General features: G+C 64.8%; 17 protein-coding genes. 8 read left to right on the plus strand and 9 right to left on the minus strand.

The genetic code is table 11. From position 1 onward, the window contains the following. Positions 1–82: 82 nt before the first annotated feature. The 3 genes from rpsR to A9K66_RS27940 all read right to left on the minus strand — a co-directional run bounded on the left by rpsR (position 83) and on the right by A9K66_RS27940 (position 3,120). The gene (rpsR, locus tag A9K66_RS27930) at positions 83–331 is read right to left on the minus strand and encodes a 30S ribosomal protein S18 (protein WP_006203718.1); all 249 of its coding nucleotides are present in this window, start codon (positions 329–331) and stop codon (positions 83–85) included. After that, positions 331–816 (minus strand): 30S ribosomal protein S6, encoded by a 486-nt coding sequence (rpsF, locus tag A9K66_RS27935; RefSeq protein WP_067330265.1) that lies wholly within the window; start codon positions 814–816, stop codon positions 331–333. The genes rpsR and rpsF overlap by 1 nt, the downstream gene beginning before the upstream one ends. Before the next feature lie 357 nt (positions 817–1,173). Further along, entirely contained in the window at positions 1,174–3,120 is a 1,947-nt protein-coding gene (locus A9K66_RS27940; RefSeq protein WP_082954121.1) for an LTA synthase family protein, read from the minus strand. Positions 3,121–3,377: 257 nt separating this feature from the next. Here A9K66_RS27940 and fabD point away from each other — a divergent pair, with 257 nt between their 5' ends. The 8 genes from fabD (at position 3,378) to gmk (ending at position 10,270) form a co-directional block, all read left to right on the plus strand. Then, positions 3,378–4,319: an ACP S-malonyltransferase gene (fabD, locus tag A9K66_RS27945; RefSeq protein WP_067330272.1), complete on the plus strand. Its 942-nt coding sequence runs from the start codon at positions 3,378–3,380 to the stop codon at positions 4,317–4,319. Positions 4,320–4,407: 88 nt separating this feature from the next. Next, positions 4,408–4,614: a CopG family transcriptional regulator gene (locus A9K66_RS27950; protein ID WP_245307729.1), complete on the plus strand. Its 207-nt coding sequence runs from the start codon at positions 4,408–4,410 to the stop codon at positions 4,612–4,614. 10 nt (positions 4,615–4,624) lie between these two features. Continuing rightward, entirely contained in the window at positions 4,625–5,362 is a 738-nt protein-coding gene (gene fabG, locus A9K66_RS27955; RefSeq protein WP_067330278.1) for a 3-oxoacyl-[acyl-carrier-protein] reductase, read from the plus strand. 314 nt (positions 5,363–5,676) lie between these two features. Then, entirely contained in the window at positions 5,677–5,913 is a 237-nt protein-coding gene (locus A9K66_RS27960) for an acyl carrier protein (RefSeq protein WP_006203723.1), read from the plus strand. Between the two features lie 34 nt (positions 5,914–5,947). Continuing rightward, on the plus strand, positions 5,948–7,210 hold the full coding sequence (gene fabF, locus A9K66_RS27965; protein WP_067330280.1) for a beta-ketoacyl-ACP synthase II: 1,263 nt from the start codon (positions 5,948–5,950) through the stop codon (positions 7,208–7,210). Positions 7,211–7,313: 103 nt separating this feature from the next. Beyond that, positions 7,314–8,543, plus strand: a complete 1,230-nt coding sequence (mltG, locus tag A9K66_RS27970; protein WP_067330283.1) for an endolytic transglycosylase MltG — start codon at positions 7,314–7,316, stop codon at positions 8,541–8,543. Positions 8,544–8,699: 156 nt separating this feature from the next. After that, entirely contained in the window at positions 8,700–9,590 is an 891-nt protein-coding gene (locus A9K66_RS27975; protein WP_067330719.1) for a YicC/YloC family endoribonuclease, read from the plus strand. A gap of 5 nt (positions 9,591–9,595) precedes the next feature. Continuing rightward, positions 9,596–10,270 (plus strand): guanylate kinase, encoded by a 675-nt coding sequence (gene gmk / locus A9K66_RS27980; RefSeq protein ID WP_067330287.1) that lies wholly within the window; start codon positions 9,596–9,598, stop codon positions 10,268–10,270. 48 nt (positions 10,271–10,318) lie between these two features. Here the strand turns inward: gmk and rsmA are convergent, their stop codons facing one another. The 6 genes from rsmA to lptF all read right to left on the minus strand — a co-directional run bounded on the left by rsmA (position 10,319) and on the right by lptF (position 18,121). After that, a complete protein-coding gene (rsmA, locus tag A9K66_RS27985) occupies positions 10,319–11,179 on the minus strand; it encodes a 16S rRNA (adenine(1518)-N(6)/adenine(1519)-N(6))-dimethyltransferase RsmA (RefSeq protein ID WP_067330290.1) in 861 nt (286 codons plus the stop codon). Continuing rightward, on the minus strand, positions 11,176–12,210 hold the full coding sequence (gene pdxA, locus A9K66_RS27990) for a 4-hydroxythreonine-4-phosphate dehydrogenase PdxA (protein WP_067330293.1): 1,035 nt from the start codon (positions 12,208–12,210) through the stop codon (positions 11,176–11,178). The genes rsmA and pdxA overlap by 4 nt, the downstream gene beginning before the upstream one ends. 78 nt (positions 12,211–12,288) lie before the next feature. After that, positions 12,289–13,215: a peptidylprolyl isomerase gene (locus A9K66_RS27995; protein ID WP_066995711.1), complete on the minus strand. Its 927-nt coding sequence runs from the start codon at positions 13,213–13,215 to the stop codon at positions 12,289–12,291. A gap of 207 nt (positions 13,216–13,422) precedes the next feature. Continuing rightward, positions 13,423–15,837: an LPS-assembly protein LptD gene (locus A9K66_RS28000; protein WP_066995713.1), complete on the minus strand. Its 2,415-nt coding sequence runs from the start codon at positions 15,835–15,837 to the stop codon at positions 13,423–13,425. Continuing rightward, entirely contained in the window at positions 15,837–16,919 is a 1,083-nt protein-coding gene (gene lptG, locus A9K66_RS28005; RefSeq protein WP_067330296.1) for an LPS export ABC transporter permease LptG, read from the minus strand. The genes A9K66_RS28000 and lptG overlap by 1 nt, the downstream gene beginning before the upstream one ends. 2 nt (positions 16,920–16,921) lie before the next feature. Beyond that, positions 16,922–18,121, minus strand: a complete 1,200-nt coding sequence (gene lptF / locus A9K66_RS28010; RefSeq protein WP_067330299.1) for an LPS export ABC transporter permease LptF — start codon at positions 18,119–18,121, stop codon at positions 16,922–16,924. Between the last annotated feature and the right edge of the window lie 80 nt (positions 18,122–18,201).

Genomic DNA, 18,201 nt, shown 5'->3' on the forward strand with positions numbered 1-18,201 from the left:
CTCAACTCGGGATTTGAGCCTGCCCGTTGCGGCGCCCGTCGCCGTGGGCTGAAGCGGGCGGCAAGCCGCCCGCATCAATAGCTTAGCGAACCACGTAGGGCAGCAGGCCGAGGAAGCGGGCGCGCTTGATCGCCTTGGCGAGCTCGCGCTGCTTCTTCTGGCTGACGGCGGTGATGCGCGACGGCACGATCTTGCCGCGCTCGGAAATGTAGCGCTGCAGCAGACGCACGTCCTTGTAGTCGATCTTCGGAGCGTTGGCGCCGGAGAACGGGCAGGTCTTGCGGCGGCGATGGAACGGACGCCGGGTCGGGATCTGGTTGATGTCGACCATTATTCTGCACCCCCTTCAACGTTTTCGCGCGGGCGGCGCGGACCACGGTCGCCGCCATCACGGTCGCCGAACGAGCGCGGGCCACGGTCGCGGTCGCCGAACGAACGCGGGCCACGGTCGCCACGGTCGCGGTCGCCGAAGCCGCCGCGCTCGGAGCGCTCTTCGCGCTTCTGCATCATCGCCGAGGGGCCTTCCTCATGCGCCTCGACCTTGATGGTGAGGAAGCGCAGCACGTCTTCCGACAGGCCCATCTGGCGCTCCATTTCGTTGAGCGCGGCCGGCGGGCAGTTGATGTCCATCAGCGTGTAGTAAGCCTTCCGGTTCTTCTTGACCCGGTAGGTGAGGGACTTCAGTCCCCAGTTCTCGATCCGGCCGACCGATCCGCCATTGGCGGCGATGACGCCCTTGTACTGTTCGACAAGCGCATCAACCTGCTGCTGCGACAGGTCCTGCCGGGCAAGAAACACATGTTCGTAAAGAGCCATTATGTTTTTCTGCCTTTCTTCGTTTCTCTCACCGGCCCTCGCGGCTAAGCCTCTGCAACTTGTCTGACCCGTTCGCGAAGGAGCGGGGAAGAAAGGAGCATCACGAGACGGTCGAGAGCGGAGACACGGGAGGCCCAAAGCGCTTCTGGCTTCATGACGTGGCCCTCTAAGGCCACGGCCCTCCGTTCAGCCCCCAGCAAGGACCGGCAGATTGCCGGCGTCTATACAGCAATTCGTGAGGAAGGCAAGGGCGGCAGAGAGGGTCGGCGGCTCCGCAGTGTCGCAGGACTGGCGGCGCTTGTGGGAATTGGCTGACCCGCCGGCCGCAGGTCGGCATTTCGTCGGAAGGCGATCCACTCAGCTCATGTGCGCGACGAGCGGGACTACCGTCTCGGGGAAGAAGTCGGGCGCGACCCGGCGCTTGCCGAACATCATGTCGTACTGGATCAGCCGGAAATCGTTGATCTTCGGATCGATCTTTTTCTGCCGCGCCCAGTCGGGCGTCGCCTCGCCGGAGGGCGACAGCAAAAGGTTGCGGTCAACCACCCGGTAGTGCTCGCGCAGCGCGCCGAGGAAGCCGGTGTAATAGGGGTGGGTGATCCCGGCCGTGGTAAGGATATGATAGGGCAGGAAGGCGGGGCTCACCGAGCCCAGATTCTCGACCGGACCGGAGCGGTTCGACCAGATGATCAGCGGCGTGTCGTGATGCTCGAGCGCCGCCTCGGGCGTCGGCTCCTTGCGCGGCGCGACATTGTCCTTGAGGAAGCCGGTCTCGACATAGACGGGGCCGAGCGGCGGCAAGTGGTCGCCGAAGAAGGCGATGATGGTCGGCCGCTCGCGCTTCTTCGCCCAGTCGATCAGGCGCTGCAGGCCGCGATCGGCGTCGGCCGACCCTTCGGCGTAGGAGAGCAGCGATTCCCGCGCCCAGGTGCTGATCGGCGCGTCGACGCTATGGGTCGGATTGTAATAGCGGTAGGGCTCGTAGGGCCCGTGGTTCTGCAGGCTGACCGCGAACAGGAATACCGGCCCGTCGCTGGCATCGGCCTCGCGCATGATCTCGTCGGTCATGGCCGCGTCGGAGGCCAGCGGCCCGCGCTTCTCCATCGGCGGCAGCGTCTCTTCCGAGCGGAAGTCGCTGAAGCCGAAATCGGCGTAGACGGCGCCCCGGTTCCAGAACCAGTTGGTGCCCGGGTGGATGGCGCGCGCCCTATAGCCTTCGCTCTTCAGGAAAGTCGCCAGCGACGGCGTCGGCGTGCGCACATATTGCTGATAGGGAATCGAGCCCGCCGGCAGGAAGGCGTTGGAGAAGCCGGTCAGCGCCTCGAACTCGATATTGGCGGTCATGCCGCCGAATTCCGGCGAGAACATCGAGCCTGAGCGCAGCGCGCGCACCGTCGGGATCGGGTCGGGCTTGATGCTGACGCCGGGAAGCTCCGTCGGATCCCAGAAGGATTCGCTCATCACCACGATGATATCGGGCTTCTGGTCCGGCACCGAGGCGGCAACCCCGGGACGCGCGATCGCATCCATCGTCTTCTCGGAATAGCCGGGCGGGGCCGAGACATGCGCCATTGGCACGTTGAGCGCGAAGGCGAGCGCGAAGCCGTTGGAGGCATAGTTCTCCTTCTGGTCCCACATGATCGGGATAATCTGCAGCCTGTCGCGCGTCCACGAGAAGGTGGCGTAGTCCATGATCGAGACGAAGAAGGCGAGCAGCGGCACGGCAAGCGTCAAGCGCGCCAGCCGTCCCTTGCGGCTGAGGATCGGCACACGCCGGCGCCAGAGCCGCCAGCCATAGACGAGCAGCGCGAGGCTGGCGACGATCGCCGCCGCAAGCAGCACGGCCGTCCAGGGGCGCTCGCGCACCAGAAGCGGCATCAGCGCCATGATCTGGCGGGCATAGAGGAAATCGGTCGGGTAGAGCGGATCGCCCAGATAGTGCGATTTCTGGTGACCGACAAAGGCCAATGCCAATGTCACCGGCGCGACGATCATCAGGCTTTGATGGCTGCGGCCGAGAATGGCGTCGAGCCCGATCAGCACCAGCGAAAAGACGATGATGGTGGTCCAGCCGGGCTTGAAGGGCTGCAGGAAGAAGTCGACGGTGCCGAAGAAGTCGCCGCGCACGATCCATTCGATGGCGAACACCAGAAGGGCGGAGGCAAGCAGCGTCGCCAGGCCGTAGCGGACAATCGGCCATCTGCGCCCCGGCAGATAGCCGGTGGACGGATCGTCTTCCAAAAATTGCGGCGCGGGTTTGGCCGCGCCTTTCCTGATCCTAGCCACTTTGCTTCCCCGGCCCATGTCACGCGTCTTCCACTCGCGTCACGCCACTGTCATCGAAATATCACACAAAGCTAGCGCCTGTGGCGGAAATAAGAAGAGCCAGCAAACGATTCGTGAGCGGTTTTCATCAGGTGTGATCGCCAAAAAGCCTTTCAGAACAGGGAACTCGGCCGTTGTCCCGGCTGGAACAGCCGCTGAACTGGCGCTTGCGGGCTTGACTTGGCCGTCCGCCTTGCGCCAGAGGCAGGGAAAAAGCAGCTGCTGGAGACGCTAACATGGCCGTCGCATTCACCTTTCCGGGACAGGGCAGCCAGGCCGTCGGCATGGGCAAGGACCTCGCCGATGCCTTTCCCGAAGCGCGCCATGTCTTCGAGGAAGTCGATGAGGCGCTCGGCGAGAAACTGTCGAAGCTGATCTGGGAGGGGCCGGAGGAAACGCTGACGCTGACGGCCAACGCCCAGCCGGCGCTCATGGCGGTGTCGCTGGCGGCCGTAAGGGCGCTGGAATCGCGCGGTTTTTTGTTGAACGACAAGGTGGCTTATGTCGCCGGCCATTCGCTCGGCGAATATTCGGCGCTTGCCGCAGCCGGCTTCGTATCCGTGGCCGATGCCGCGCGGCTGTTGCGCACCCGCGGCAACGCCATGCAGGCGGCGGTGCCGGCGGGCGAGGGCGCCATGGCCGCCATCATCGGGCTGGAGCAGGCCGATGTCGAAGCCGCCTGCGCCGAAGCGGCACAAGGCTCTGTCTGTCAGATCGCCAACGACAATGGCGGTGGCCAATTGGTGATTTCCGGCGCCAAGGCGGCCGTCGAACTGGCGGCGAAGCTCTGCACCGAAAAGGGTGCCAAGCGGGCGCTGATGCTGCAGGTCTCGGCACCTTTTCACTCGGCATTGATGACGCCGGCCGCCGATATCATGCGCGAGGCGCTGGCCGGGGTCGCGAAAAGCGCGCCGGTTGTTCCCATCGTCTCAAATGTTTCGGTCACGCCGACCAGCGACCCGGACGAGATTGCCCGCCGCTTGGTCGAGCAGGTCGTCGCCCGCGTGCGCTGGCGCGAGACGGTGGAATGGTTCGGCGCCAAAGGTGTCGCGACGCTTTACGAGGTTGGCGCCGGCAAGGTGCTGTCGGGCTTGGCGCGACGCATCAACCGCGATATCGCGACCGGCGCCATCGGCACGGCCGCGGAAGTCGAGGCGGCGCTGGCAACTTTAGGATAAACGGGAAACTCTTGCCGGCAGGTGCGGCATTCCTACTTCCATCCGTCTTTCTCCCGAAGTCGAGCATCGCCTCAACGATCTCGTGGCGATGACTGGTCGAAGCAAAGCCGAATACCTGCGTGACTTCGTTGAGCGTGGACTCGACGATCTCGAGGACTATTACCTGGCTGCGGAAGTGCTGGAGCAGATCAGGCTTTGTGAAGAATCGGTCGTGAGCGCCGAGAACTTCTGGTATGGCCTGGACAACATGACAAATGCGGAACGAGGGTCGCTCGCGGGGCGTCCGGAAGAATGAGGTTGAAGCAATGTTCGAACTGACCGGCCGTAAGGCGCTCGTCACTGGTGCATCGGGAGGCATCGGCGAGGCGATCGCCAGGGTGCTGCACAGCCAGGGCGCGATCGTCGGCCTGCACGGCACCCGCGTCGAGAAGCTGGAAACGCTGGCCGGCGAGCTCGGCGACCGCGTAAAGCTCTTCCCGTCGGATCTGACCAACCGCGACGCGGTCAAGGCGCTCGGCCAGAAGACGGAGGCCGATCTCGAAGGCGTCGACATCCTGGTCAACAATGCCGGCATCACCAAGGACGGCCTGTTCGTGCGCATGTCGGACGCCGACTGGGATTCCGTGCTCGAGGTGAACCTGACCGCCGTGTTCCGGCTCACTCGTGAGCTCACCCATCCGATGATGCGCCGCCGCCATGGCCGCATCATCAACATCACCTCGGTGGTCGGCGTCACCGGCAATCCCGGCCAGACCAATTACTGCGCCTCCAAGGCCGGCATGATCGGCTTTTCCAAGTCGCTGGCACAGGAGATCGCCACCCGCAACATCACCGTCAACTGCGTCGCCCCAGGTTTCATCGAATCGGCCATGACCGACAAGCTCAACGACAAGCAGAAAGAAACCATCATGGCGGCGATTCCCACCCGGCGCATGGGCACCAGCGCCGAGGTTGCCTCGGCCGTCGCCTATCTCGCGTCCAATGAGGCGGCTTATGTCACCGGCCAGACCATCCACGTGAATGGCGGCATGGCGATGATCTAGGGTATTTGAGATTCAGGTGATGCCGGCCTGCAAACGGCGGCTTCCTGCGCTTCCGCTCCGGCCCTCGAAAGCCGCCATTTTCGGCTCGGCTTGAGCTGAATCTCACACACCCGGGCGACCGAGCCCCGGGCGCCTGTGAAAACAGCCATTTCGGCTTGGACGCCCGCTGTTTTTCGTGTAATGCGGCCGGCAACCCGGCGGTTCGGGCAAAAACCGGTCCTGTGGCGTTGCGTTTCCCACAAGACCATCTTTCAGCTTGATTAGCGGCATTCCGCCCGCTAACGAAGACAACACAACGTAAGACGAGGCCCCAAATGAGTGACACCGCAGAGCGCGTCAAGAAGATCGTCATCGAGCATCTCGGCGTCGATGCCGACAAAGTGACGGAGCAGGCGAGCTTCATCGACGATCTGGGCGCGGACAGCCTCGATACGGTCGAACTCGTGATGGCGTTCGAAGAAGAGTTCGGCGTCGAGATTCCAGACGACGCCGCCGAGACCATCCTGACTGTCGGCGATGCCGTGAAGTATATCGATAAGGCCTCGGCCTGAGGCTTTCCGCGGGTATCGCCGGGGAGGACCTGCGATGAGGCGAGTCGTCGTCACGGGCCTTGGCCTGCTTTCGCCGTTCGGCATGGGTGTCGAGCACAGCTGGAAGGAACTGCTTTCCGGCCGCAGCGCCGCCTGCCGCATCACCGAATTCGAGGTGGACGACCTTGCCTGCAAGATCGCCCACGTCATTCCGCGCGGCGACGGCTCGAACGGCACCTTCAATCCCGAGGCCGTGCTCGAGCCGAAGGAACTGCGCAAGATCGGCGACTTCATCCTCTACGGCATCGCGGCCGCCGACGAGGCGCTGGCCGATTCCGGCTGGAAGCCCGAGACGCATGAGGACCAGTGCGCCACCGGCGTGCTGATCGGTTCGGGCATCGGCGGCATCGACGGCATCGCCGAGAACGCGATGATCCTGAAGGAGCGCGGCCCGCGCCGCATCAGCCCGTTCTTCATCCCCGGACAGATCATCAACCTGGTCTCCGGCCAGGTTTCCATCCGGCACGGGCTGAAAGGCCCGAACCATGCTGTCGTAACCGCCTGCTCGACGGGCGCGCACGCCATCGGCGATGCCGCGCGGCTGATTATCTGGGGCGATGCCGACGTCATGGTGGCCGGCGGCGCCGAAGCGCCGATCACCCGGCTTTCGATGGCAGGTTTCGCCGCGTGCCGCGCGCTCTCCACCGAGCGCAACGATGCGCCCGAGATCGCTTCGCGCCCCTATGACCGCGACCGCGATGGCTTCGTCATGGGCGAGGGCGCCGGCGTCGTCGTCCTGGAGGAGCTCGAGCACGCCAAGGCGCGCGGCGCCAAGATCTATGCCGAGGTCACCGGCTACGGCCTGACCGGCGATGCCTATCACATCACCGCCCCGGCCGAGGACGGCGACGGCGCCTTCCGCTGCATGGCGGCGGCGCTGAATCGGGCGAAGCTCTCGCCCGCCGACATCGACTACATCAATGCGCACGGCACCTCGACCATGGCCGACACGATCGAGCTCGGCGCCGTGGAGCGGCTGGTCGGCAATGCCGCTTCCAAGATCTCGATGTCGTCCACCAAGTCGTCGATCGGTCATCTGCTGGGCGCCGCGGGCGCCGCGGAAGCGATCTTCTCGATCCTCGCCATCCGCGACAACATTGCCCCCGCCACCATCAACCTCGACAATCCGGAACGCGAGACGGCGATCGATCTCGTGCCGAACAAGCCGCGCCAGCGCCAGATCGATGTGGCGCTGTCGAACTCCTTCGGCTTCGGCGGCACCAACGCCTCGCTCGTCTTCCAGCGTTACGATGGCTGAACAGTCAGCCTACCGGCAGGTCCGCCGCCTGCCGTCATTTTTGCCAAATTTGCCCCTACACTTCGGCTAGGGGATTCGTTGCAAGATCAGACGGTAGGGCGCCATGAATACAAATCCGGGCGGCGGTGGAGAATTCGGACAGCGTCAGGCGCAAGGACCGATCGTGCCCAAGACAGCCGCCGAGGCGCTGCGCCCCGAGGCCGGCACGCCGCCGCCGTCAAAACGCTCGCGCGCGTCGCGCAGCCAGGTCGTCGTATTTCTGAATTTCTTCCTTTCGTTGGTCATCCTGGTCGTGCTTGCCTCGGGTGCCGCACTCTATTTCGGCATGCAGGCCTTCATTGAGCCGGGTCCGTCGGCCAATGGCGACACCTTCATGGTCAAGCCGAACACCGGCGTTCAGGAGATCGCCGACCAGCTGGAGCGGCGCGGCCTGGTCAGCGATGCGCGCATCTTCAGGCTGGGGGTGCGTGCCACAGGCAACGATTCCGCGCTGAAGGCCGGCGAATACGCCATCAAGCCGCGGGCCTCGATGCGCGACATCATGGAGCTGTTCAAGAGCGGCAAGTCGGTGATGTATTCGCTGACCATCCCAGAGGGGCTGACGGTTGAGCAGGCGCTGCAGCGCGTGGCCGAGCAGGAGGCGCTGACCGGCGACATGCCGGCGGCCATGCCGCCCGAGGGCAGCATCGCGACCGACACGCTGCGCTTCACGCGCGGCGCCACCCGGCAGCAGATGGTCGAAAAGCTGGTCGCCGACCAAAAGAAGCTGGTCGAGGACGTCTGGGCGCATCGCGCGCCCGACCTGCCGATCGCCAATATGGAGGATTTCGTCATCCTGGCCTCGATCGTCGAGAAGGAGACGGGCAGGGGCGACGAGCGCTCGCGCGTGGCCGCGGTCTTCCTCAACCGGCTCGCCAAGGGCATGCGGCTGCAGTCGGATCCGACCATCATCTACGGCCTGTTCGGCGGCAAGGGCAAACCGGCCGACAGGCCGATCTATCAGTCCGACATCGAGAAGCAGACGCCGTATAACACCTATCTGATCAAGGGCCTGCCGCCGACGCCGATCGCCAATCCGGGCCGCGCCGCACTCGAGGCGGTGGCCAATCCTTCGAAGACCGATGACCTTTACTTCGTCGCCGACGGCAATGGCGGCCATGTCTTTGCCGCGACGTTGGAAGAGCACAACCAGAACGTCGCCCGCTATCGGGCGGTGCAGAAGAAGCAGGCCGATGCGGCGGCCAAGGCCTCCGGCCAGACGACGGCGCCGGCCACTCCCGACGACGGTGCCAGTGCAGGCGCCAGCGGCGAAAATGGCGACGCGGCCCAGTAGGCCGCGGTGATTGCCGGATCTGGCCCGCCTCCTTTGACGCCGGGCCGTATTCATGTTTTGAGGGGACATCCGACGCTGGCCAGAGGTCCGGCGTCTTGCTAGGGGCGCATGCTCGGGCAATCGCGCCGGGCCTGCGTCAAGGGGGTGACACGCATCATGAACGTGCAGAGCATGACCGGTTTCGCGCGAGCCGTCGCTGAGCTCGACGGCACGTCGATCGCCTGGGAAGTCAAATCGGTCAACGGCAAGAGCGTCGAGGTCAGGCTGAGGCTGCCGCAGGGTTTCGACCGGCTGGAGCCCGCTGTAAGGCAGACCGTGCAGAAGCGCTTCGCGCGCGGCAATTTCCAGGCAACGCTGACTGTCGCGCGCGCCGCCTCCCAGCAGGCGCAGCCGGTGGTCAACGAGGCGTTCCTGAAGGACCTGGCGGGACTGGCCAAGCGCCTCCAGGAGCAGTTCGGCACCGCGCCGGCGACGGCTGACGGTCTGCTGGCGCTGCGCGGCGTGCTCGACATCCTGGAGACGGTCGAGACCGAGGAGGAACGCGCCGCCCTCGACGCGACGATCCTGTCGGCGCTGGACATGGCGCTGGCCGGATTGGAGCAGGCAAGGCAGAGCGAAGGTGCCGCGCTGCGCAAGTTGTTGTCCGGCCATATCGACGCCATCGAGGCGCTGACGCTGAAGGCCGAGGCCGACCCGTCGCGCGAGCCGGCGGCGATCCGCGAGCGCATCACCGAACAGGTCCGCCTGCTGATGGATGCGTCGGCCAATCTCGACGCGGTCCGTCTGCATCAGGAAGCGGCCTTCCTCGCCACCAAGGCCGATATCCGCGAGGAGATCGACCGGCTGAAGACGCATGTCGCATCAGGCCGCACGCTGCTTTCCAGCGGCGGCGCCGTCGGCCGCAAGCTCGATTTTCTGGCGCAGGAATTCAATCGCGAATCGAATACCTTGTGTTCCAAGTCGAATGCCGCCGCGGTCACCGCGATCGGGCTGGAGCTCAAGGCGGTGGTCGACCAGTTTCGCGAGCAGGTTCAGAATCTGGAGTGACGGGGATGGTTGCCAAGGAGCCTACGGCCGCCAGGGATCTGGGGTCCCGCATCCGCCGCCGCGGGCTGATGCTGGTGCTGTCGTCGCCGTCGGGCGCCGGCAAGTCGACGATCGCGCGCAATCTTCTGGAAAGCGATTCGAGCCTGGAGCTGTCGGTCTCCGTCACCACCAGGCCGCGTCGCGGCTCGGAGATCGAGGGCGTCCATTATCTTTTCCGCACCATGCGCGAGTTCGAACGGCTGCGCGATTCCGACGCGCTGCTCGAATGGGCCGAGGTGCACGGCAATTTCTATGCGACGCCGCGCGAGCCGGCCGAGGCAGCACTTGCCGAAGGCCGCGACATGCTGTTCGACATCGACTGGCAGGGCGCCCAGCAGCTCAAGGAGAAGATGCGCGCCGACATTGTCTCGATCTTCATCCTGCCGCCTTCGATGAAGGAGTTGAAGGCGCGCCTGAAGCGCCGTGCCGAGGACCAGGAGCAGGTCATCGAGACCAGGCTGAAGAATGCCCGCGTCGAGATCGAGCACTGGAAGGAATATGACTTCGTCATCGTCAACGACGATCTCGACCGCGCCTTCGCCGAGGTGCGTGCAATCGTTACAGCCGAGCGCCTGCGCCGCGACCGTCGGCCGGGCCTGTTCGATTTCATCTCAGGCTTGCTGGACGAGACGACGGAGTGAGAGGCAGTGCCTCCCCTTCTCCCACAAGGGGAGCAGGAGGCCGGCAGGCTACACCGCGTTCGTCAACCTTACGAACTCTTCCACACTCAGCGTCTCGGCCCGGCGCGTCGGGTCGATGCCGGCGCGAGTGAGCAGGGCTTCTCCGCCCAAGCTCTTCACGCTTTGCCGCAGCATCTTGCGGCGCTGGCCGAAGGCGGCTTCGGTGATGCGGCCCAGCCTCTTGCCGTCGGTGGGCAGGGGAGATGCACGCGGCACCAGATGCACCACCGAGGACGTGACCTTCGGCGGCGGAGTGAAAGCCTGCGGCGGCACGTCGAAGACGATCTTTGCCTCGGTGCGCCAGCCGGCAAGCACGCCGAGCCGGCCATAGGCGCCGCTGCCCGGGCTTGCGGTGATGCGCTCGGCCACCTCGCGCTGGAACATCAGCGTCATCGATTGATAGAAGGGCGGCCAGTCTGCCGTCGTCAGCCAGCGGATCAGAAGCTCCGTGCCGATGTTGTAGGGCAGGTTGGCGGCGATCTTCACCGGGCTGCCGTCCGTCGTGCCGGCAAGCGCGGCAAAATCCGTCTTCAGCGCATCGCCGGGAATGACCTCGAGCCGGCCTGGATAATGGCCGGACACCTGCGCCAACGCTTCTAGACAGCGCTCGTCGCGCTCGATGGCGATCACCCGTTTGGCGCCGTTGAAGAGCAGCGCCCGGGTCAGCCCGCCTGGGCCGGGCCCGACCTCGATCACGGTCGTCTCGCTGAGGTCGCCGGCCGCGCGCGCGATCTTGCTCGTCAGATTGAGGTCGAGCAGGAAGTTCTGGCCGAGCGCTTTCTTCGCCTGCAAACCGTGGCGCTCGATCACCTCGCGCAGTGGCGGCAATCCGTCGATGGTCGTGCGCCCCCCGCTCAAATCGAGCCTCATGCCGCCGCAGTCCGGCGGCCGCTGTCGGCGAGGCGGCGCGCCAGCCTCAGCGCCGCGATCAGGCTGTCGGCGCGTGCAATGCCCCTGCCGGCGATGTCGAACGCCGTGCCGTGGTCCGGCGAGGTGCGGATGAAGGGCAGGCCGAGCGTCACATTGACGGCCTCGTCGAAGCCCAGCGTCTTGGCTGGGATCAGCGCCTGGTCGTGATACATGCAAAGGGCTGCGTCATAGCCGGCGCGTGCCTGCGGATGGAACATCGTGTCGGCCGGCAGCGGCCCGACGGCGTCGATGCCCTCGGCCTGAAGCGCCTCAACGGCAGGCAGGACGATCGACAGATCCTCCGCGCCCATCGCGCCGCCTTCGCCGGCATGCGGATTGAGCCCGGCGATGGCGAGCCTGGGCCGCGCGATGCCGAAGCGGCTCTCGAGGTCGGCCGCGGTGATGCGTCCTGTGGCCACGATCAGCTCGCTCGTCAGAACCTTCGGCACCTCGGCAAGCGCGATGTGGATGGTGACCGGAACGGTGCGCAATTCGGGCCCGGCAAGCAGCATCACCGGCGTCACCTCGGCGCCGGTGTGGCGCGAGGCCAGATGCGCCAGGTATTCGGTGTGGCCGGGAAAGCGAAAGCCGGCGTCGTAGAGCGGCTTCTTGGCGATGGGGCAGGTGACCACCGCGGCGGCGCGGCCGGCGAGGCAGTCGGCGACGGCGCGGTCGATCGCTTCGATGGTGCCCGCGGCATTGGCCGAATTCGGCTTTCCGGGACTGTCCAGATGCCGGGCGTAGAGTGGGACGACGGGCAGTGCGCGGGGAAAGTGATGCGCCGCTTGCCCCGGCAAGGTCTCCATGATCGCCACGCTGGCCCCGATCTCGCGCGCCCGCGCCTTGATCAGGGCAGGATCGGCGAGCAGGTAGAAGGGCGGCACGCCGGCGCTGTCGCCCGCCTGCCAGGCGGTGATGGCGATCTCGGGCCCGATGCCGGATGGATCGCCGACGCTGAGCGCCAGCGGCGCGTCGGTCCTACCTGCGCTCATGGCGTCACGGGGGGCGCCATACCTGCTTCGAAGCAGGGCGGGTGGCTCGAGCCTTGGTCTGTCATGCGCCGCAACGGCCTATCGCTCGACGATGGTGGCCTTCTTGCGCAGTTCCTCGACATATTTCTTGCTGAGCTCGTCGGCGTCCTTGTCGTTGCTGCCGCCTTCGGCCTGGAACACCATCTGGGCGGCCTTGTCGTCGGAAACCTCGCGCGAGGAACAGATCCCGATGAACTCGACGCCGCGTTCGGTCTCGCGCGTCGGCGTCGCCCCTCCGACCTTGGTCGCCTTGATCTGTTCGGCCCAGTCCGACGGCAATTGCGGCGCCAGCACGCGGCCGAGATCGCGCACCGTGACGTCGATCAGCCCTTTGGCGAATTCGCGCGTGGTGTTGCAGCCGTTGAAGCGGGCACGCATGGCGTCGGCCTCGCGCTTGCGCTTGGCAAGCGTGGCCGAGCGCTCGGAAGCGGGCACCACGAAGATGACCTGCTGCAGCATATATTCCGTGGCGCTCGGCTTGGAGCCGCCCTTGTCGAGCATGCGGCGGACCGCATCCTGCTCAGTCACCGAGCCACCCTCGCCGGAGCGGTAGCGCGCGCCAAGCGCCTGGTTCCAGGCCATCTGCGCGCGGATGAACTCCTTGAAATGCTCCTTGGTGACGCCCGACTGCGCCATGACGGCGTCGAGCTTCGCGAGCGGCATCTTGTTGTTGGAGGCAAAACGCTGATAGGCGGCGTCGACCTGCTGGTCGGTGATGCGGATGCCGAGCCGCTTGGCCTCGGCAAGCCGCAGCGTCTGGTCGATCATTTCCTTGGCCGCGTCGCCTTTCTTGCGCTGCAGCTTGAAGAATGCGGCGCGATGGGCGATGTCGCCGGTGGTGATCGGTATGTTGTTGACGACATATTTGATCTGGCTGGCGAATGCCGGCGGCGTCATTGCCGCGATCGAAACCGAGGTCGCCGCCACCAGCAGCGCGAATCCTGCCGAAAACAGGTATTTCCTCATCTCACCTTCCCAATTCCTATCCGCCACGACGGCGCCGCACGTCCTCCGAACGCATGCGCTATGTGGTCGACCCCATGCCCGTCCTATGCGGCGAAACAATGTCGCCGGCGCATGACCCCGAGAATCCGGCCCCACTTTCGAAGGATCACGCGCCAAACCAAGCTTCACGCCAGCGACGGCGCACGCCGTGACCGGCGCTGCCTCCGCTTACTGGATCGTGTCGACGCCGCTGGTCGACGAGCCGAAATCGCCGAGCGTGCGGAACGACAGGTTGAAGCCGATATTCTGCGACACCTCCTTGGTGACCGTATCGCGCGTCTGCGAGAACGTCATCACATAGGTGAAGCAGGAATCGTTATAGGCGAAGCCGACGCCGTCCTTAACCAGGACGCTTGTCTCCAGATCGTAGGTGCCGGTGCCGAAGACCCGCCAGCTCTCGGCCAGGTGCGTAGAGGCTCCGAGCGTGACCTCGTGGCGGTCCGTGGCGAAGCCGTAGAGCGGCTGCGCCTGGATGAAGGCATATTTGGCGCTGAGCGAAACCGGCAGGCCGGAATAGGCCGCCTTGATCTCCGCGCGCCTGACCTCGAATGTCTGCTCGTCGAACCGGCCGCTGAGCGAGCCGGAGAAGCCGCTCGGGCTGTTGAAGCCGATGAGGCCGACATAGTCGGACTTGGCGGTCTGCAGGCCCGAATAGGCGCCGACATTGACGAGGTCCGGCGCGTCGAAGGAGTTCTCGCCGCCCAGTTGGTAGGATTGGCCGAAGATGGCGTTGGTGCCCCAGCCGTTTCCATAGGCGCCGGAGTAGCGGAAGCCGACATTGGCGCGCGTGCCGCCTTCGATGCGATCGTAGCCGGAGAACTTGTCGCGTTCGAACAGGGTCGTGGCGTCGAAGACGAAGCTCTGCGCGTCCTCGTTCGGAATGGCCAGCCCGCCGACATATTGCTCGTTCGGGCGCACGAAGATCTGCGCTGTCGGTTCCAGGACATGACTGGAGTTCGACATCGAGAACAGGAGAGGCCAGCGCATCTCCAGGCCGAGCGTGGCCATGTAGCGGGCGAGCGAGGAGCGCATATCGACATCCTCGCCGAGATTCGCCGCCATCTGGTTGACCGCCGCCAGCGATTCGGATGTGGTCGACACATAGCCGGCGTCGCCACGGAAGGCGAGCAGCGGCGTCAGCTGCAGTCCGTCATCGGTGGTGAAGGTGCGCTTCCATTCGGCCTCCGCCGTCAGCCGGCTGGACTGGCCCTCGAGGCCGCGCACGTTGTTGATGGAAGTGTCGTCGAGCGGATTGGCCAGCACCGCGTCCAGCCGGTCGCGGCTGATGACGCGCGCATTGACATTGAGCGACAACTGCCCGCCCGCCACCGACATGTCGGGGATATAGGCGTAGTCGAACGACGGCAGCACCCAGGGCTGCTTGGCGGAGCGCGCCGTCGGGTCGCTGGACAGCGTGTCTTCCTGCACCTCGAATCGCATTGCCCTGACGTCGAAATAATTACGGTCGCTCAGGCCCGTCAGATAGATCGACGACTGGTGGACGAGGTCGTTGTAGCCGTCGATGTTATAGGTGCGCGAAAAATTCTTGTCGGTCTGCAGCAGCACGTCCCAGCCGAAGTTCCAGCGCTCGTTGATGGCGAACTGGCCTTTGGTGCCCATCATGCCGCGGAACTTGTTGGGATCGTTTGGCTCTCCCGAATCGACGGTAAAGCGATTGCCCGTGCCGATGAAGGCGTCCGGATCCTGCTGATTGATGCCGGCGATTTTCAGGCTGTATTCGCCATTGTTGAAGCGCTGCCGCCATTCGGCCTCGCCGAGGAAGCCCTGCTTGGTGTAGCCGCTGCCGGTGACGGTCAGGTCATAGGTCGGCGAGAGCGCGAAATAGTAGGGTACTTTGAGGCCGACGCCGAGGTTGTTGTTGTAGACGATGCCGGGGATCAGGAAGCCGCTCTTGCGCTTGACCGTCGGGTCGGCGATCTCGAAGGCTGGCAAATAGGCAAGCGGATAGCCGAAGAACTCGAAATTCGCATTCTCGAACCGAACCGTCTTCTTCTCGCCGTTCCAGATGATCTTCCTCGCCTTGACGCGCCATGTCGGCGCCGAGTCGGGCTTGTCCTCGCAAGGCTCGCAAGCGGTGTAGATGCCGTTGTGGAATGTCGTCAGCACGCCGCCCATGCGTTCGGCGCTTTCGGCGGCGAAATAGGCCTTCTCGACGGTCTCGACGCGCAGCGCGTTGACGAAGCCGTCGGCGAAATCGTCGGTGATGTCGATATGCTCGGAATTGATCTTGGTGCCGTCGCTGTTGATGAGCTCGACGGCGCCGCTGGCGACGAGGCGCTTGGTATCGCGGTTGTACACCACTCGCTGGGCGACGAGCTTGTTGCCGCCATAGTCGATCTGCACGCCGCCGACGGCCGTCACGGTGTGCTTGTCGTTGTCATAGACGAGCGTATCGGCGGCCAGCAGCATCTGTGTGCCGGAGGGAACAGGCTTCGCCGTGATGGTCTGCGCCAGCGCCGGCACCGTCGGTACCACGCAAGCGAACAAACATGCCAAGGCTGTCGCCCCATAAAGGCGTGCCAGGCCGGCCTGCCTATGGCTGCGCAAACCAGCCTCCCTCACTAGCCGTCTTCCTTGTATAGCAGAAAAGTCACCCCGAAGAACATAGCCACGACAACCGGAACCCATGCAGCCACCATTGTAGGCACGAATCCGGCGACCCCGAATGCCTTGACCAGTACCGAAACGACATAAAGCAGAAAGCCGGCCAGGACGCCACCCAGAATCATCGTCGCCGACTGCCCCATCCGCGCAAATCGCATTGAAACTGTTGCCGCAATCAGCGTCATGGCGACGAGGAGAAACGGCAACGCCACCAGCGAATCAAACTGCATGGCGAAGGCATTTGCCTTGAGGCCGAAGGAGCGGGCAACCTCGATCTTTGCCGGCAGCTCGTAGAACGGAATGGTTTCCGGGCGCGCCAGGCGTTCCTGCACGAATTCCGGCTTGAGGTTGGTGGCCACGCGGTCGGAAGCCTCGGCACGGATGTTGCCGTCCTTGAACAGCTTGACGTCCTGCAATTCCCAGTAGCCGTCGCGCAGGAAGGCGCGCGCGGCGTCCTTGCGCTCGACGATGTTGCCCTGCTGGTCGAGGACGAAGAATACCGCGTCCGCCATTTCCAGCCCCTGGTTGAGGATGGCGCGGGCGCCGATGATGGTGTCGCCGGAGTTGGTCTTTTGCCTCAGCCAGGGCGTCGTGTCCTCCGTGACGGCGTTAGACTTGCCGGCGCGCAGCTGGTTTTCCATCTGCTCCGACCAGGAAAAGCCGTGCGCGGCGATCGGGTTGAGCACGCCGACCGACAACAGGCCGAACATCAGCGCGCCGACGCAGCACGGGAACAGGAACTGCCAGGCCGAAACCCCGGCCGAGCGCGCGATGACAAGCTCGTAGCGGCGGTTGAGCGACACCAGCGTTGCCATCGCCGAAAACAGCCCGACGAAAGGCACCGTCTGCAGCATGATCATCGGCATCCTGAGCGCCGAAATAGCGAAGGCGGTGCCGTAGGTGAAGCCCGGCAGTCCGGTCGTGCGGCCCGAAAGTTCGGTGAAATCGATCAGGAACACCAGCGCCAAAAGGCCGAGGAAGAACCAGATGGTGATCGACACGTAGCGGAAGAAGAAATAACGGCCCAGCGTCCAGCCCATCGTCAGGCTCCCTGGCCGGAGGTGCCGCGCCGGGCGAGCCACAGCTTGAGCGCCGTCCAGCCCTCGCTCACGCGGCCGGCGAGATTCGTCATCCAGTCGGCCCAGGCGGCGGGCAGTTCCATGCTCCGCGACGATACGATGAACCAGGCGGAGACCGCCGACGCCACGATCGGAACGGCGTAGACCATATAGGCGTAGTACCAAACCTTGTCGGCCTTGCCGGCGGCGAAGAAGCCAAGCCAGCGGACGAAAAGGGCGATAGCGATTGCCGTGATCAGCGGATGGATGCGCGCCTCGCGGTGCGAGCGCGCGTCGCCCGCGACCGCAAGCGCGATCAGCGCGAAGACCAGCGAATAGGACCATTCGGAGAAGCGCTGGTTGACCTCGGCCGTATAGCTGCCCGGATTGCGCTGGTACATCTTGTCGTTGGGATCCGGGTCGAGCAGGTATGACGTCGTCCGGTCCTTGGGCAGCAGCGTGATCTCGTTCGCCGCCGACATGAAGGCCGACAGGTCGAAGGCGTAGGAGGTGAAACGGATGACGGAAAGGTCGCCGGTCACCGATTTGCGGTTGATGACGCCGTCATTCATCATCAGCACCTTCTCGTCGCCTTTTTCGACGATGCTGCCGGTCTTTGCGTAATAGGTGAGGTTGGCGCCTTCCTCGCGCGAATCGGCGACGAAGATGCCGCCGAGCTTGTTGTCGGGCAGCCGTTCTCCGATCTGCAGGAACAGGCCGTCGTCGATCTTACGAAACGTGCCTTCCTGGATGATCAGTGACAGAAGGTCGGCGCGCGAGGCCGCCACCAGCTGCCGGTTCTTCTGCCTGGCATAGGGATCGACGCCGTTATCGACGGCAAAGGAAAAGACGCTGGCCGCCAGCGCAAGCAGAAGGAGCGGCCGCGCGATCGCCCAACGCGAGGCGCCCGCGGCGTTGATCACCGCCAGCTCCGAATCCGTGTTCATGGCGCTCAGCGTCTGCGCCACCGCGACCACCAGCGCGAACGGCACCACGATCGGGACGATCGAGGGGATGATCAGGGCTGCGACTTCGAAGAAGGTCAACGCCGACTGGCCGCTGTCGGTGACCAAGTCGATCTTGGCGAGCACCTGCGTCGTCCACACGATCGCCAGTGTCCACGCCAGCGCCGCCAGGAACATCGCGGTAGCGCGACGCATGATGTAGCGTTCAACGACCTTCATGAAGGCTTTTCTCGATTGTGCCGAACGGCATCATGCCCGCCGACAAGGTAGTCATCCGCCGACGCCTGCACAACCGGGTC

Source organism: Mesorhizobium sp. AA23 (assembly GCF_001672435.1).
Classification (GTDB): domain Bacteria; phylum Pseudomonadota; class Alphaproteobacteria; order Rhizobiales; family Rhizobiaceae; genus Mesorhizobium.